The sequence below is a fragment of the Paraburkholderia ferrariae NBRC 106233 genome (genome assembly GCF_000685035.1).
GTDB classification, from domain to species: Bacteria; Pseudomonadota; Gammaproteobacteria; order Burkholderiales; family Burkholderiaceae; genus Paraburkholderia; species Paraburkholderia ferrariae.
The window spans coordinates 56,206-71,891 of sequence record NZ_BAYB01000013.1 but is presented as its reverse complement, the minus strand read 5'-3'; the positions used below and the strand labels follow the sequence as shown (position 1 = coordinate 71,891).

General features: G+C 58.9%; 11 protein-coding genes. 5 read left to right on the top strand and 6 right to left on the bottom strand.

Features of this window, described 5'->3' with window-relative positions:
- The first annotated feature begins 99 nt into the window (after positions 1-99).
- A complete protein-coding gene (locus BFE01S_RS15595; RefSeq protein ID WP_042337726.1) occupies positions 100-876 on the top strand; it encodes an AraC family transcriptional regulator in 777 nt (258 codons plus the stop codon).
- Here the strand turns inward: BFE01S_RS15595 and BFE01S_RS15590 are convergent.
- Both BFE01S_RS15590 and BFE01S_RS15585 read right to left on the bottom strand, forming a co-directional pair.
- Positions 873-1,382 carry a GAF domain-containing protein gene (locus BFE01S_RS15590; RefSeq protein ID WP_028226326.1) on the bottom strand — a complete coding sequence of 170 codons (510 nt, stop codon included), beginning with the start codon at positions 1,380-1,382 and terminating at the stop codon, positions 873-875. The two genes, BFE01S_RS15595 and BFE01S_RS15590, sit on opposite strands and share 4 nt — an antisense overlap.
- A gap of 485 nt (positions 1,383-1,867) precedes the next feature.
- Entirely contained in the window at positions 1,868-2,692 is an 825-nt protein-coding gene (locus tag BFE01S_RS15585; protein ID WP_028226325.1) for a formyltransferase family protein, read from the bottom strand.
- A gap of 305 nt (positions 2,693-2,997) precedes the next feature.
- Between BFE01S_RS15585 and BFE01S_RS38750 the strand changes: the two genes are divergently transcribed.
- The gene (locus BFE01S_RS38750; protein ID WP_169742633.1) at positions 2,998-4,809 is read left to right on the top strand and encodes a capsular polysaccharide export protein, LipB/KpsS family; all 1,812 of its coding nucleotides are present in this window, start codon (positions 2,998-3,000) and stop codon (positions 4,807-4,809) included.
- Positions 4,810-4,891: 82 nt separating this feature from the next.
- Here BFE01S_RS38750 and BFE01S_RS38745 read toward each other — a convergent pair whose 3' ends face one another.
- The 4 genes from BFE01S_RS38745 to BFE01S_RS38735 form a co-directional block, all read right to left on the bottom strand.
- The gene (locus BFE01S_RS38745) at positions 4,892-5,959 is read right to left on the bottom strand and encodes a phytanoyl-CoA dioxygenase family protein (RefSeq protein ID WP_042337724.1); all 1,068 of its coding nucleotides are present in this window, start codon (positions 5,957-5,959) and stop codon (positions 4,892-4,894) included.
- Between the two features lie 70 nt (positions 5,960-6,029).
- The gene (locus BFE01S_RS38740; RefSeq protein ID WP_042337723.1) at positions 6,030-7,388 is read right to left on the bottom strand and encodes a capsule biosynthesis protein; all 1,359 of its coding nucleotides are present in this window, start codon (positions 7,386-7,388) and stop codon (positions 6,030-6,032) included.
- Positions 7,389-7,508: 120 nt separating this feature from the next.
- Positions 7,509-8,939 (bottom strand): mannose-1-phosphate guanylyltransferase/mannose-6-phosphate isomerase, encoded by a 1,431-nt coding sequence (locus BFE01S_RS15565; protein ID WP_028226324.1) that lies wholly within the window; start codon positions 8,937-8,939, stop codon positions 7,509-7,511.
- A gap of 81 nt (positions 8,940-9,020) precedes the next feature.
- Entirely contained in the window at positions 9,021-10,217 is a 1,197-nt protein-coding gene (locus BFE01S_RS38735) for a glycosyltransferase family 4 protein (RefSeq protein WP_042337722.1), read from the bottom strand.
- 579 nt (positions 10,218-10,796) lie between these two features.
- On the opposite strand from BFE01S_RS38735, the gene BFE01S_RS15555 reads away from it, so the two are divergent.
- The 3 genes from BFE01S_RS15555 to BFE01S_RS44305 all read left to right on the top strand — a co-directional run bounded on the left by BFE01S_RS15555 (position 10,797) and on the right by BFE01S_RS44305 (position 15,685).
- Complete coding sequence (locus BFE01S_RS15555) at positions 10,797-12,116, top strand: glycosyltransferase family 4 protein (RefSeq protein ID WP_245621108.1); 1,320 nt, start codon at positions 10,797-10,799, stop codon at positions 12,114-12,116.
- A gap of 224 nt (positions 12,117-12,340) precedes the next feature.
- Positions 12,341-13,519: a polysaccharide biosynthesis/export family protein gene (locus BFE01S_RS15550; RefSeq protein ID WP_028226322.1), complete on the top strand. Its 1,179-nt coding sequence runs from the start codon at positions 12,341-12,343 to the stop codon at positions 13,517-13,519.
- A gap of 141 nt (positions 13,520-13,660) precedes the next feature.
- On the top strand, positions 13,661-15,685 hold the full coding sequence (locus tag BFE01S_RS44305; protein WP_042337721.1) for a sulfotransferase family 2 domain-containing protein: 2,025 nt from the start codon (positions 13,661-13,663) through the stop codon (positions 15,683-15,685).
- The last annotated feature ends 1 nt before the right edge of the window (position 15,686 follow it).

Here is a 15,686-nt window from a genome sequence, read left to right as displayed (position 1 = left end):
CGGCGCATTCCGGATAACAAAGGGAGCCCCGATGATGCCCGCCGGATGCTGGGACGGTCTCGCGCTAAAATGGCGAAAGCTATCGCAAAAATGCCAGCCATGATCGAGCACCCGCCCCGCGACGTCCACGTCCGCTTCGAAGACACGCCGATGCCCGTTGCGGCGCTTGCCGCGGACTACCCGCACGGCGCGTTTATCGAGCCCCACCGGCACCGCCGCGCGCAACTGCTCTATGCGATCGAAGGGGTGATGCTGATCGAGGCGCATACGGGCCGCTGGGTCGTGCCGCCCACGCGGGCGGTGTGGCTGGACGCGGGCCTCGAGCACACAGTGCGCATGAGCGGCAACGTACGTATGCGCACCGTGTTCGTCGAGCCGGGTGCGACGGCGGGACTGCCGCAAGGCAGTTGTGTCGTCGATGTGCCGCCGTTGCTGCGCGAGCTGATACTCGCGGCGGTGGACGTGCCGCTCGACTACGCGGCGGGCAGCCGCGACGAATTGCTGATGCACCTGCTGCTGGCGGAGCTCACCGCGATTCCCCGCTTGCCGCTTTATTTGCCGTGGCCCGAGGACGAGCGGCTGCGCCGGCTGTGCGACGCCCTGCTTGCAGCGCCGGAACAGGCTCACGAAATCGCGCAGTGGGCGCATGTGCTAGGTATGGCCGAACGCACGCTGCACCGCGCGTTCCAGCGCGAAACGGGCATGACGTTCGGCCGCTGGCGCCAGCACGCGCGGCTCTTTCTCGCGCTGGAGCGGCTCGCGCACGGCGAGAAAATCGTGAACGTGGCGCTCGATCATGGCTACACGAGCCAGAGCGCCTTCGCGGCGATGTTCAGACGGCACTTCGGGATCGCACCGTCCGCGTTTTACCGTTAGGCTGCGCGCGCGGCTGCCTGCCAGCCGAATTCGACGAAAGTCCGGCAGAGCGCTTCCATACCCTTCGCATCTTCGTCGTCGAAGCGCGCGAGCAGCGGGCTGTCGACGTCCCACACGCCGATGAGCGAACCGTCCGGCGCGACGAGCGGCACGACGATTTCCGATTGCGAAGCCGAATCGCAGGCGATGTGGCCGGGGAAGGCGTGAACGTCGCGGACCAGTTGGGTTTCGCGCGTTTGTGCAGCCGTGCCGCAGACGCCCTTGCCGAGACCGATGCGCACGCAGGCCGGCTTGCCCTGGAACGGGCCGACGACGAGCTCGGTGCCATCGAAGAAGTAGAAGCCGGCCCAGTTGAGGCCCTCCAGCGAGTTGAACACGAGCGAGGAAAAGTTCGCTGCGTTGGCGATCAGGCTGGATTCGCCTTCGATCAATGCGCGGGCCTGGGCGGCCAGCGTGGCGTAGAGGGCGGCCTTGTCGGCGGGGAGGGTTTCGGAGAGGGAAAACATGGCGGTACCGGGTTGGGGATGCACGGGTGGTGGTGCATCGGGTCAGGGCGCCAGTTTAGGGGAGTTTGGGTGGTTTTGCCTGGGGGGCGATTCGCGCGGCGCCGGGAAAGGACTGACGCGTGAAGAATGCCTGGACTGCGCAACTTCCTGAAATGGTTGGCCGGTAGCCTGCATTAAATATGCAATTTGAATGACATTATTGCTTGTGGTGCCAAGGCCTTTGTGACCGGAAATCGAGTTTGCTCACGCCATTGAAAATCGCACCATGCGCGAACTTTTTCAACGGCATGGTGCACCGCAGAAATGCGAAGGCTTTTGGCGAAGCGGTAATGCGTGGGGAGCGGGGAGTCGAAAAGACGTTGTTCCAGCGATTCGCGATGCCGCAAATGCGTGGGAGAGCGTGCCCGCTGCGAAACGATGCGTGACGCAGCGGGACGTCTCGAAGCGATGCGTCCGGTGGTTGGCTTCGGACTGCGCCGGCTGGTTTAGCGGATCGAGAGGTTGAGTGCAGCCCGAATATCGGCAAGATCGGCAGCTTTCAGACCGCGCCGGGACAGGTCGCGCAACTGCGGCCAGGTCGGGAAATGGCAGTAGGGGAGCGGGGCGGGTGCCTGCTCCGTGGTTGTACCCGCCTCGATGGACTGCAGTACCCCTTCCAGCAATTCGCCGCCCCTTTCGTGCAACAGGCTCGCCGCGCGTAGCGCCGTGGTGTTCGCGGGCAACGCGACCTGTTCCTGCGCGAGGATAGGACCCGCGTCGATTTGCGGTACGAGCCGGTGCACCGTCACGCCAAAGAGCGGCGGCTGTTCCAGCAGCGCGTAGAGTGTCGGCACGGGGCCGCGATGCAGCGGCAGCAGCGAGGGATGCACGTTGATGCCACCAAGGCGTGCAATTTCAAGGGTTTGCGCGTCGAAGATCTGATCGAAGTGAAACGAGACCAGGAGATCGACATTCAGACTACGCAGCCGATTACGGATCTCGTCGCTGTTGACGGCACTGACCACGGTCGTCGGAATGTTCAGCTTTGCGCAGAGATCGCTTAAAGGCTGGTCCTCCGCCTTGCCGTTCCCGCGCGACCCGGGCAGCGCGCCTCGCAGTCTCGGCAAGCTGAAGTTGGCCGCAAGATAAGGCAGGAATCTTGGTCCGGAGCGCTTCAAATGGCGCAAGGTCTGGCCGAGCGAGCCCCCCATCGATTTCCGGAACGGGTCCGAGAGACCGACCAGCACGAGGTCGTGTTCATGCGCCGCAACGAAGCGGCGCACGGCCGTTGCGTTAGCCAGGCTTTCGAGCGTGAAGAGGGCGATGCGCAAAGCGATGCTTCCTTGTGTGGGTATCTGCGTCGATTAAGATTGATCCGCCCTGCCGTTCGGACCGGGTGGCGGGACCGCCGGGCAATGGAGGATTGTGGGCAAGTGTAGGGGCATCCGGTGCGTTTGTCCTCTCCTGCTTGAATCAGCCGAAAGTGTATTTCCTCTAGTAACAGAATCTCGCTATTATTGCGACTCGCCGGATTACGCGTGGTCGCGCGAGCCCTGCAAACAGTCTGTGGCGTATGCGGAGCGGTTCTACTGGCTTGAATGCCAACTGGTCTGCACGAAGGAATGAAGGACGAGGGATGGCCGACAGGCAACCAGAAAATCTGCTGATCTTGTTTCCCGAATTGGCGTCATCGGCAAATGGCAATCCCGGCTGGAATCGGACGCATGTCGTTCAGACGGAGCTGGAAACCCCGCCGTTTCGCATTGGCTCTCCCTGGATTAGTGCACGCCTTGATTCATGGCTGGAAATAGCCGTACAGGATGTGGGCGCCGACAAAGACGCCAGGGGCGCGGCGTTGCTTACGCAACTGGCTCGCGCCCGGGTGGGTGGCTCATTCTGGGCCGAAACGCCCAAACTGCCGCGAAAGGCCAATGTATTGATTTGTTTGCCGGGTGCCGTAGCCGAGGCTTCCCGCATGTTGCAGACGGTATTGGCGCGACACGACGCGGCGCGGGTGGTGGTGCTGGCCCCCACGACCATCGTCGCCGCGCAAGCCGAGCGCCTGGGCTGCGCCGCAATAATTGCACCATGTGATCCGTGGCCGCTGCTCGACTGTGTCGACGAAATTCATGTCGGCGGCGAGACTCCAATTGCGCTACTGGCGCTGGCAACCGGCAAGCGCCTCGTCTGCCATGCGCAGTCAGCGTTTAGCGGCTGGGGTGTCACCGAAGACGAGCCTGGCGTTCCTCGCCGCGGCACACGCTCGCCCGGCGCGCTTGCCTGCGCCGCACTATTGTCGGCCGCGCGCCATGCCGATCCGTTTCACGGCCGCGCGAGTTCGGCGGAAGAAGCAATCGACTATCTGGCGGAATGGCGTCGTTTGTCCGAGGCGACGCGCGGCATAGGCTGCGTATTCGGCATCGCGTGGTGGAAACGGCGCGAAGTCATGACACTGTTGAACACCGATCGCACGCTCACGCTCGACAATACCGCAACGGTAGCGGTCGACAAGGCTCGGGCACGCGAAGGGGCAGTGCTTGCCTGGTCATCGCTGATATCTGCAGATCTCACGGAGCAGGCGAGCAAGGCGAACGTCGCGATCTGGCAGGTGGAAGACGGGTTCGTCCGGTCGGTCGGTTTAGGGGCGAACTCGACGCCACCCTATTCGCTCGTCGTGGATCGGCGCGGAATCTACTTCGATCCGAGCCGCCCAAGCGATCTGGAAAGTATTCTGCAAGAGACGGACTTTTCGCCTTCATTGGTGGCGCGTGCCGCGCGTTTGCGCGAGGCCCTGATTCGGCAGCGCATCAGCAAGTACAACACGGGAGACTGCATTGCCCACCCGCGCCGCGCTGCGCCTGGGCAACGTGTGGTGCTGGTGCCGGGGCAGGTTAGCGATGATCGCTCCGTCGTGCTCGGCGGTGGTGCGATTCGCGACAACCTGGCTTTGCTGGTCGAAGCGCGTCAAGTTGCGCCGGACGCGTGGATCATCTACAAGCCCCATCCGGACGTCGATGCAGGCCAGCGCGCCGGTATCGTACGCGATGAAGACGCGCATCGGTTTGCCAACGAAGTCGTGCGTGACATTTCGATGCCGGCACTCCTCGATGAAGTCGATGAGGTTCATGTGTTGACGTCGTTGACCGGATTCGAAGCGCTGCTTCGCGGCCGTCGCGTGGTGGTATTCGGTCAACCGTTCTACGCCGGCTGGGGCTTGACCGAAGACAAGGCGCCGCTGACGCGCCGCAGCCGTACTCTGACACTCGACGAACTCGTTGCCGGTACGCTATTGCTTTATCCCCACTACCTCGACCCCGTTACCCAGCTGCCCTGTCCGGCGGAAGTATTGCTCGAGAGGCTGGAGGATCGCTCGCTATGGGTGAGCGGTCCGCGTATTCTGGCGCGCCAGGCCTATGGGCAGCTACGCCGCATTCTTGGACTTCGCTGAGCGCAGGAGTACGAACTGTTTCTCTAGTTGATTCCGGTTTGCCATCCGGCCAGACCAACTGGTCTGGCCGGCGTTTGCGGGCTTAACCCCGGCGGGGCCCACCGCCGGTATCGAGCGCAGGCGGTGTTGCCGGTGTACGCACTCCAACCCAGCGCCATCCTCCGCGCGCTTTACCCATCCGTTTCACGAGGTCTTGCGCGAACCAGAAGAGGTGTAGCCCCCAGCCATGGAGGCGGGGGAAGGCTCGCGTGAAATCGCCGCCGGCCCAAGGCAGGAACGGATTGCTGCGGCTGTATGCCCAGATCGAGATTCGCCGGGCCTGATCGGCACTGGGCGAACGCTTGTGAAAACCGCTTGTATCCGCAATGACGAGCGTATTGGCGCCGACAGCGAGACTTTCGGGCACCCGGTATCGAAGGCGAGCCAGTTCCTGCTCCGTGATGCGCAACGATCCTTCCGCCGTTAGCGGCTCGCGGCTCGTGGCTGCATGCAGCGAAACCCTGCGCTCCCAGGCGAGCCGGCGGCGGTTGGCAATGTGCGAACCGGGTACGTAAGTAAATGGGCACGAGGCCGGGTCCACGTCTTCAAGATACAGCCACGCCTTCACGGTGGGATGGAAGGTGTCACTGTGGAAGAACGACTGGACGTCGGGCGGCGCATCTTTCAGGACCCGCGTGAATACCGTCTGGACAAACAGTCGGGGCCGACGCCTGAACGAGCCGGCATAGGCAAGCAGATTGTTGAAAGCCGGCCCTTCGAGCACCGAGCGCGTTGCGGGTACTTTCCCCATGTTCCGGCCGTCGAGCGGAATCAGCCGGGTCAGGGTGTCGCCGATGACGGCCTCGCGCGCCTCGGTCTGGAGTCCGAGAATTTCGTTGCGGAGTTTCTCGAACGTTTCCGGGTCGAGAAAATCGCGCTTGACGATGTAACCGTCGCGATCGATGGCAGCGCGGTCTTCCGCCGTAATCAGCGAGGCAAGCTGGGCGCGCCGGCGGATACCCATGCGCCATGCCAGCCGGCGTCGAAACAGATGCAACCCCATCTTGTTCAGAGAGGTGCTGCCGATGACCGGATTGTCCCGGAACGACTTTGACTTGGAAAAAATGGCGGCCGCATAGACAACCAGCATTGGCCACTGATACGGCTTCATTGTTTTGGACTCCCTGGAAAAGGACTGTGTCGCTGCTGTACGACCGGGCTGCAGTCGATTCTCTCGCGATTTATTGAAACAGGGTTTCAGCACTCATTGCTTCCGCTTCGGCATCCAGCTCTTCCGTCTCGGCTGCTACCGGAGCCGCAAATGGCACGATCGCCGCGCGAGGCGCCTTGGCATTGGGCATTGCACGAGGCTCGAGCATGGCGAGGAGGCGCTGTTGTGCCTTGGCGTCCAGTCGCTTGACCGCTTCCGTGACCGCGACTTGCAAGCCCGGATCCCGATAGTAGACGCCGCGCATCTGGATCGTACCGGCCAGTGCCTGGAAAAAAGCTTCGGCCAGTGCGGGGTCGGGGGGCGGCGATTTTTGCCAGAACGCATCGAGCGTACCGTTCCATGCGAGACCCGGAACGTCGAAGATCGCAGCGCCTAGCGCCATCGTCGGGATGCCGGCCCGAATCGACCAGATGCCGACGGTGCTGTTCACCATAACGACACCGCGTGCGCCCTCGAGCAATCGCTCCAGATTGCCGCCGTCAAGGAATTTCACTCTTCCTGCTGCGCCTTTTGCCGCGGCAATGCCTTCGATAATGCGCTTCCATCGGCGAACGCCGGGGTCGAGCGGATGAAGCTTCGCGACCAGGACGGCATCGCGGGGCGCATGCCGTGCAAACGAGGTGATGACCGTTTCCAGCGCCGCAACCCCATCGGGGAATGTGGAATAGGCGCGCAGGCTATAGTCGACTTCCATCTGCATCGGAAAGACGAACCAGGGGCGCGTGCCTTCATGAAGCGCTGCGATTTCGCCATCCGCCGATGCGCTTCGGCGCCGCCGCATCAACAATCGCAAGCCTGTCGAAATGTAATTGACGACGGGGTGGTGGATTTGATGGCTGCGAAAACCGGGATAGAGGAACCACAGCAACCAGGAAAGGATGTTGTAGGCGACTTCGAGCACAGCCTGCCGGGGGAAGCTGTCGGCATAGATGGGGCTCAGGTCCGCGGCCGGTACCGCCCGTGCCAGACGACGGATGCCCTCCGGCGTCCTCGGGAATCGCGAAAGAGCGGACAAGCCGTCCGGTTCGAGAGTAATCCAGTCCGGCCTCAGATAGCCGAAATCGGTTGCGGTGACGCGGATATTTTTTTTGGCCGCCGCAGCGATTGCGACTCTATGGAAAGGACGCTGCTCGGCGAGCAAAACCAGGTCGGTGACCTTTTCGCGTTCCATCAGGTCTTCGATGAACGCAGGCCAATGTTCGAAACTGCCGCGGTATGAAATGGCGCCGGCCCGGCGCCACATGAGCCAGTCGCCGAAACAGAGGTTGACCCGGATGACACGATGGCCTTCCGCGCTCAACGCGTCGCCAAGCCTGCTGAAGAACGTCGAAATCGGTCCTTGTAAGAACAAGAAGCATTGCTTGGCCACGTGTCAATCCCCGAACATCTGGCAACGGTTGCCCCGGGAGTCCCGGGGATAGGTGAAATGCCGCCCCTTTTGTTTCTGGTGGTAGAGGGGCGTGTGCTGGCGTGCCGGATGTCGCCGGCCTCAGGCAGTGGCGACTCGACCGTAGGTATCTTCGAAACGGACGATGTCGTCTTCGCCGAGGTAGGCGCCCGACTGGACTTCAATCAGCTCGAGCGGAATCTTGCCCGGGTTCATCAGGCGGTGCGTAACGCCAACCGGAATGTACGTAGACTGATTTTCAGTGAGAAGGACCTCGGTTTCGCCGTTGGTCACAAGCGCCGTTCCCCGCACGACGATCCAATGCTCAGCGCGGTGGTGGTGCATTTGCAGGCTCAACTGGGCACCCGGACTGACGACAATGCGCTTGACCTGAAAACGCTCGCCTTGATCGATGCCTTCATATGAGCCCCAGGGGCGCACGACGCGACGATGCGTGACTGACTCCTGGCGGCCGGAGGCGTTTAACGCTTCGACGATCTTCTTGACGTCCTGAGCCTTGTCGCGGTGCGCGACGAGCACTGCGTCCGCGGTTTCCACGATCACGACGTTATCGAGCCCGATCGCGGCGACCATACGGTGTTCGGCGCGGATATACGAGTTCGTCATTGTGTCGGTCATTACGTCGCCCAGCAGCGTATTTCCGTTCTCGTCACCATGGCCGAGTGCTGCCAGTGCGCTCCACGAACCGATATCGCTCCAGCCAAGGTCGGACGTTGTAACGACGGAGGCACGTTCCGTACGCTCCATGACTGCGTAGTCGATCGAGACGTTGGGGCATGCACTGAACGCCTCGGCGTCGAGACGCACAAAATCGTTGTCTAGTTTAGCGGCCTTCAACGCCTGCTCGGCATGCGCAGCCATCTCGGGTTCGTGACGGCGCAACTCTTCCAGGTAGGTGGATGCGGCAAACATGAACATGCCGCTGTTCCAGTAGTAGTTGCCTTCGCTGACGAAGCGTTGTGCAGTTTCTGCGTTGGGCTTCTCCACAAACGAGTCCACTGCGTATGCCGACGTGCCATCGATCAGGTTTGCACCAGTGCGGATATAGCCGTACCCCGTATTCGGTTCGGTCGGGGTGATCCCGAAGGTCACGAGATACCGGTCGTGCGCAAGCCGGGTAGCGGCATTGACCGCAGCAACAAAAGCCGATTCATTGCCGATCACATGATCGGACGGCAGTACCAAAAGCACAGCATCGGGAGATTGCTGCAACGCCAGCATTGCCGCGATAGCAATCGCGGGTGCCGTATTGCGCCCCACCGGCTCAAGGACGATCGAAGACGGATTGACGCCGACCTGGCGAAGCTGCTCGGCGACGAGAAAGCGCTGCTCGTTGTTGGTCAGGACGATGGGGCGCGCGATATCCGTGATGCCGCTCAGGCGCTGTGCCGTTTGCTGAACGAGGGTGCAGTCGCTCGTCAGTTTCAGATATTGCTTGGGAAAGCCGCCGCGCGACATGGGCCATAGACGCGTACCACTTCCGCCGCACAGAATTACCGGAAATACATTCACTTTTTGCAATCCCCGTATCAAAAGTCTGGTTATATAACTGTCTGCGAAAATTCGCAGAAATATGCTCTCTGAATGCCTGCCTTACACGCGGCGAAGGATGTCTGGAAATGCAGCGGGCTGGTTTATTGAATGAAGCGTGTCAAGGAAGCGGTCGACGCAGGAAAAGTGTTCTTGCCAGGTTGGAGTCCGGAAAGCTTCGATTTTTGCCAGCTGGGCGGCCCGTTCGTGGCTGTTGGGTCGCGCGTAGGCTTCGATGCGCGAGAGCCAACCGGGACCGTCAAGCGGGTCGAGAAAATCGGGCGTATCCCCGGCAATTTCGCGGAAGACAGGAAGGTCACTTGCAATGACGGGCGTGCCCATTGCAAGTGCTTCTATGATCGGCATCCCGAACCCTTCGACGAATGACGGAAATAGCAGGGCCTGGGCGTGATGAAACCATGCAGCCAACCGTTCGTCCGAACACCCCGATTCCTCTATAACGGCGCCTTGCAAGCCGGAGCAGCGCTCGAGCATATCGACCGCGTTTTCGCATTCCCAGCCGCGATTGCCGATTACGACGAGTTTGGGTGCCGCCGCGCCGAGCCGTTCGACCAGACGGCGCCATACATGCAGCATGAACCAGTGATTCTTGCGCGGCTCGATCGTGCCGAGCATGACGAAGTAAGGGGCCTCAATGGGGCGTTCACCGGGGGCGTGCAAAGCATTTCCAGGCGCGAGATGCGCCACCACGCCTGGAGGTAAGGGCAGACCGGCCCGATTCGCTTCGGTGGCCAGTTCGTCGAGCGTTGCGGTGGAGTTGACGATCAGGCCATCCGCGCGCTGTAGCACCGTATGAATACGCCGGCGGTGCGCCTCATCGATGCCCGGTCTGCAATATTCCGCGTGCGTCATCGGAATGAGATCGTGCACCATAAAAACCGAGCGGATGTCTCGCTTCGTCATCGTGCCGTAATACCGCGGATACTCCATGCCGTTATGGCTTGTGTGAAGGAGAATGCCGCGTCCGCCATTTTGACTGCGTAGCTGGTTGGTGCATGCGCGCACAACAATCTTGCGAAGTGCACTACGACTGCGAATTGACGACAGAAGGAGATCAAATGCGTGCTGCGAGTCTCTTTCCGTCAAAAAGGTGGAAAATCCGCGGCCGCTAAGCACGGCACGAGCACGGCTACCATACCTTTCAATATAGGCGAGCCCGACCCGGTCAATCCCGGTTGGGAGCAGCCCCTTATACAGGCGGAACACCAGCCGCGAGATGTCCAGAAAGATGGTTGACACAGGATCGAAAAAGAAGTGTGGTAGTCCGCTCGAGTCGCACGGACATTGTGTATGGCTGATGCGTGGTTTTTTACCACGTCGTATTCTATTTTAACTTCCGGCGTGCGACAATGCTCGCCGTTCTCGCGATATGAATTTTGTCTCTTTGAAACGTCATCGAGTCGGCGAGCGCGAAGCACGATAAGGCCTTTGACTGGTCGCCATGGGGTTGGCGGGTTGTGCAACGATTTCGCGTCATCGTTGAGGGTCGCCTAAGTCGGTAAAGGCATCCTTTCGAAATCCATCGAGGCTTGCTCAAGAAATGAAGTGCTGCGGTTATGCGCGGCAAGTCGTTGGCTGCCTGCAAGGTGCCTGTGTGATTTTCTGGTGCCGGTCAAATCCATGAGGAGCGAGGCATCATAGGACCTTGGTCCGCGGGCAGCGGAGCAATTATCCTGTGCCGCCCTTTTTTGGCGAGCGGAATACGGATGTTCAGATAGTGGGCGAAGCCGACCATCTGCCGGCAGCGGATTCGAGAAGAGATACTGGAAGAGCCGGACTTATGATCCCGTTCCGTGTGTCCTGCCTTTTCGATAGGTTATGTTAGAGGCAAAAGCGATGCGCGTGGTGGGGATAGATGGACGTAACCTTGTTCTTCAGCGCGGGACCGGCGTTGCGACCTACGCCAGAAATCTGGCCGATAACCTCCACGAAATGGGGTGGGGCGTTTCCACCGTATACGGGGCTCCGCTTGCGAGTCGCCTTTCCCCATTGTTGCGAGAGGTTCTGTTCTTCGACTACTTCGGCGGGGAACAACGCGAGAAAAAGCTGGGCGGAATAGCGCGTGATGTATTGAAGGAGATGGCCGCAACGCCATTCGGATTCCGCGCAATGGATATTCCCCAGAGTGGCAAAGTGGAGACACGCAAGTTCGTTGACCGGCTACCCCGCAAGGCGGCGATATTCAACGTCTGCAATCTGTTCAACGCGGCACGCCGTTACTTCAAGTGCTTCGGCAAATTTCTTGAGATATCGCTGCCCGAGACACCAGACGTGATGCACTGGACCTACCCGTTGCCGGTGAGGGTGGCGGGTGCGGCGAATATCTATACGATCCACGATCTGGTTCCGTTGAGACTGCCTTACACCACGCTGGACAACAAGAAATATTATTATCAGCTAATCAAGCAATGCCTTGAAACTGCCGATCACGTTTGCACTGTTTCCGAGCGCTCCAAAACCGATATTGTTGATCTTTTCGGAACGCCGGAGCACCGGATCTCAAACTCGTATCAATCAGTCGATGTGTCCTCTTGGGCTGAATCAAAAGACCAGCAGGTTGCAGAATCCGAGGTAGAAGGTATTTTTGGCCTCGAGCCGCAAAGCTACTTTCTCTTCTTTGGCGCTATTGAACCGAAGAAGAATGTTGGTCGTCTGGTCGAAGCCTTCCTGTCCGCGCACCTGGATGCGCGACTCGTCATTGTGGGCTCGCTCGCATGGAAGTCCGATGAGGAAATGAAACTCGTCAACGAGATACTCAAGGGGCGGCCGGAGCTTCGGCGGCGAATCAGCGTTTTTGACTACGTGCCGCGCGCATTTCTGATCAGCTTGATCCGGTCGGCCAAGGCCGTTGTCTTTCCCTCGCTATACGAGGGTTTCGGTCTTCCGGTGCTGGAGGCCATGCAACTTGGTACGCCGACGCTGTGTTCGACTGGCGGGGCATTGCCTGAGATTGCGGCGGATGCGAGCTTGTGTGTCGATCCCTATGACGTGGCCAGCATGGCTGGTGGGTTGCGGATGCTCGATCAAGATCGGGATTTGCGCCGGCAATTAAAGGAGAAGGGCATTGAGCGTGCTCGATTCTTTGAGCCGGACGCTTATAAGGCGCGGCTAAGCACGATGTACAGCCAGGTTTTGTAGAGTGTGCCTGGCGAACTGGTTGGAGTCGTCGCCAGCTTTGGCGCCCAGGAGCAGTTTTGTTGGTGACATTTAACACAGATACAATGTCTTTGTGGCTGGCGTGACGGGAGCCGGCATGCACTGGCCTGGCTGGGCGGTCCGGCGAATTGTGCTCTCGATGGACAAGTGAACGGTGCATCGAGCAGCTATCGTCGGCGCCTTTTGAGTGATTGGACTATCAATAAATGCAAAGTTTATATCGCGGGGTAGGACTGGCTGTTTTGATTGGCGTGATGAGCGGGCTGGGCGCCTGCTCGTCGTGGATATCCAACTCGGGCCCCAGTCGCGCGCAGGTGAACGACGCGGTAGCGGGCGGCAACCCGAATGGCATCCAGATTGTCGACGTGACCGATTCGGTTGCTCGCACGCTTTACGCAGAGCGGAACAACGCCGACTTTTCTTCGGTTCTGGGCACGAGCACCGCGTTTCAGCAGCAATTGGGGGTTGGCGACACAGTTGAAGTATCGATCTGGGAAGCGCCACCCGCTACGCTGTTTGGCGGAGGGGCGGCGGATACTTCGTCCGTTGGTGCGCCCAGCGGTGCTCGCGTAACCACATTGCCGTCTCAGATCGTTGATGGTTCCGGTGATATCAGCGTGCCGTTTGTTGGTGCAGTCCGCGCCGCCGGACGGACGCCGTCGCAATTGCAGGCCTATATCGCGGAGCGGCTCAAGAATATCGCGCACGATCCGCAGGTTTTGGTACGTCTGGCCAAGAATGAGACATCTTACGTCACCGTGGTGGGTGACGTGAGTGCCAGCACGCGGATGCCGCTGAGCGCTCGCGGCGAACGTGTGCTGGATGCGCTCGCAACGGCCGGCGGGGTCAAGCAGCCCGTGGACAAGATCATGATTCAGGTTACGCGCGGCGATACCGTGGCGGCTGAGCCTTTGCAGAGAGTGATCCGGGATCCGCGGCAGAATGTTCCACTTAAGGCGGGCGACGTCGTTACGGCATTATTCCAGCCCTACAGTTTCACGGCGCTTGGTGCGACAGGCAAGAACGAAGAAATCAACTTCGAGGCGCAGGGGATCACGCTGGCCCAGGCACTGGCTCGTTCGGGCGGACTGGATGACTCGCGTGCGAATGCGCGGGGTGTATTCATCTTCCGTTTTGAAGATCCCCAGGCGCTCAAGAATTGGCCCGATCAGCCGGTTCGTACTACCGTTGACGGCAAGGTTCCTGTGATCTATCGCATCGACCTTCGCGACCCGAACTCGTTCTTCGTTGCCCAGAGCTTCATGATGGACAACAGGGATCTGTTGTATGTGTCCAATGCGCCAGTGACGGAAATGCAGAAGGTGCTGAATCTCGTGTTCTCCGTGGTTTATCCGGTGGTGAATGGGGTACAGACGTTTAAGTAACGGCATGCTCATTGAGTTAATGTGCCTCGTGACGGTGCTTCACGAGGCACTTGAATGAACGACGATTTCCCTGGGGCGGTCTCGGTAAGACTGACGCAATCGGACAGGTGAAACGCTAAAAGAAACGGGAAGCGGGGTAGAGTGAGAGCGGAATCGCAGGTTTTTTCTGGACGTATTGTCTTTGATCACTTGCCCAAGACGGCCGGGCAAGCTGTCAACGCATGGCTTTTCAAAGCGCTGGGAAGCGGAAGTGTTACGTCTAATTTGATTGGCCGGCATCGAGAACTCATCCGCAATTACGGGGGAGAATACCCAGTAATTTCCGCTCATGTCGAGTTCGAGGGGAACGGATTCGATCCGAGGTATCAATATCTCACGTGTGTGCGGGAGCCTCTCGATCGGGCGCTTTCATGGATTTACTTTGTGCTCAAGAACCACGACGCGGTGCTGTTGCCCGGATTGTGGGACCAGGTCAGCAGGTTTGTGGAGCTTGATGGAAGTGTCCCTGATATGGAGGCGTTTGATCTCCTCGTTCCGTATATCAATAACCCCTACGTTAGTCATTTTTCTAAAATAACGGGCCATACATTTCGTACGGATGCCGAAAGGATTGATGTTGCCATTGAGAATATCCGGCAATACGATGTGTGGGGACTGTATGAGCGGCTACCTGATTTTCTGGCGGCAGTGGCATCTATCGTCGGAGTTCCTGCGCCGACTCATCTCCGACAAGTGAATGTCACGCGCTCTCGACCAAAGGCCGATGCAATTTCTTCAGGTCTTCGCGAGAAATTGGGTAAATACAATCAGCTTGATTTGGAATTTTATCGGCGATTGATGGAAATCTGGAGTGCCGAGCAGGACTATCGGGAATTTGACTGCGATTTGTCGGCTATAATCGCACCTTATAATCGGCCACCCGCTTATGAATATGATGCGGAAGAATTTTCTCTCATATCAGTTGATTTTGATGATTCTCTGATCCATTTGAGTGGTCAGCTTATAAAATTTGACATCTTTTTTTGCAGTTGTAATGCAAATGCAAAAGATCTTGAGTTGATCCTGGAGATTAGGGATGAGCGCGGTGGGTTGGCATCGTCCATAAATTGTGCTGACTTGGGTATGCGTCTATCCAGACTGATGGATGGGACTCATCGACTGCGCGGTCATTTGGCGGCAAATTTTCCAGAGGGTTTGTACTACGCGAGTCTTTCGGTTATTGGCAGTGGTATAGGAGAATTGGCGCCCCTCGCAAGATATGAGGGAATTTTCAAATTTTATATTGAAATACCTCGGCTGGGCACTGAGAGCGGTTACGTTAGCGCAGATTTGAACATCGATTGTATCGCTATTAATGATGCGCTGATCACCGAAATATCCGATGCTGCAGGGGATATTCGTAGCGAAGTAAATATCGGCCAGGTTGTTGTTGGTGAAACATGGGGGCTACCCGTAACCGTCAGAAATGGTTCCGATCAGACGTGGCGAGGAACGTATAGAAATCCAATCCTGCTGGAATGCGGTCGCCGCGACGGTAAGGGTAATTTGATTGTCGAGCCGGATGGGCAGACCCGTTTGCCTGGCGCAGGATTAGAGCCAGGTGAAAGCATCGAGGTGTTGTTGAATTTAATTGCTCCCGACGTGCCTGGGCGATATGAATTCGAGATCTGTCTTCGCCAAATAGGGCGCTGCCGATTCGACAGTTTGGGGTTCGAATTGCGCAAGCTATTGGTGGACGTCGTGGAAGACTCCGGCGAGAGAGAGTATCTGGCGTCGGATACTCGTCTGCTCACACAGTGCGGGAAACGTGCGGCCGGTGAAATCGTGAGTACGGGACAGGCGGGGTATCTATTGTTCGGACCGTATGTCGAACTGCGCTCGGGGTCGTATACGGCCACGTTAATCGGCACAATCGAGTCCGATGGATGCGGTATGACGATAGATGTATGCGCCCATCAGGGAACAACGGTCTTTGCCAGGAAGGATATGGTTGATGTCGGCCTCGATGGGCGGCTAGTTTCTGTCGATTTCGAATTGCCCGAAGTTGTAAGTGGAGTCGAGGTCCGACTCTGGGTTGCCGAGGCGAGTCGGATACAAGTTCACGCCCTGCACATAGCGCGTGCGGGTGCGCATGAGCGTCGAACCATGGAGGGTAATCTGGAGTGAG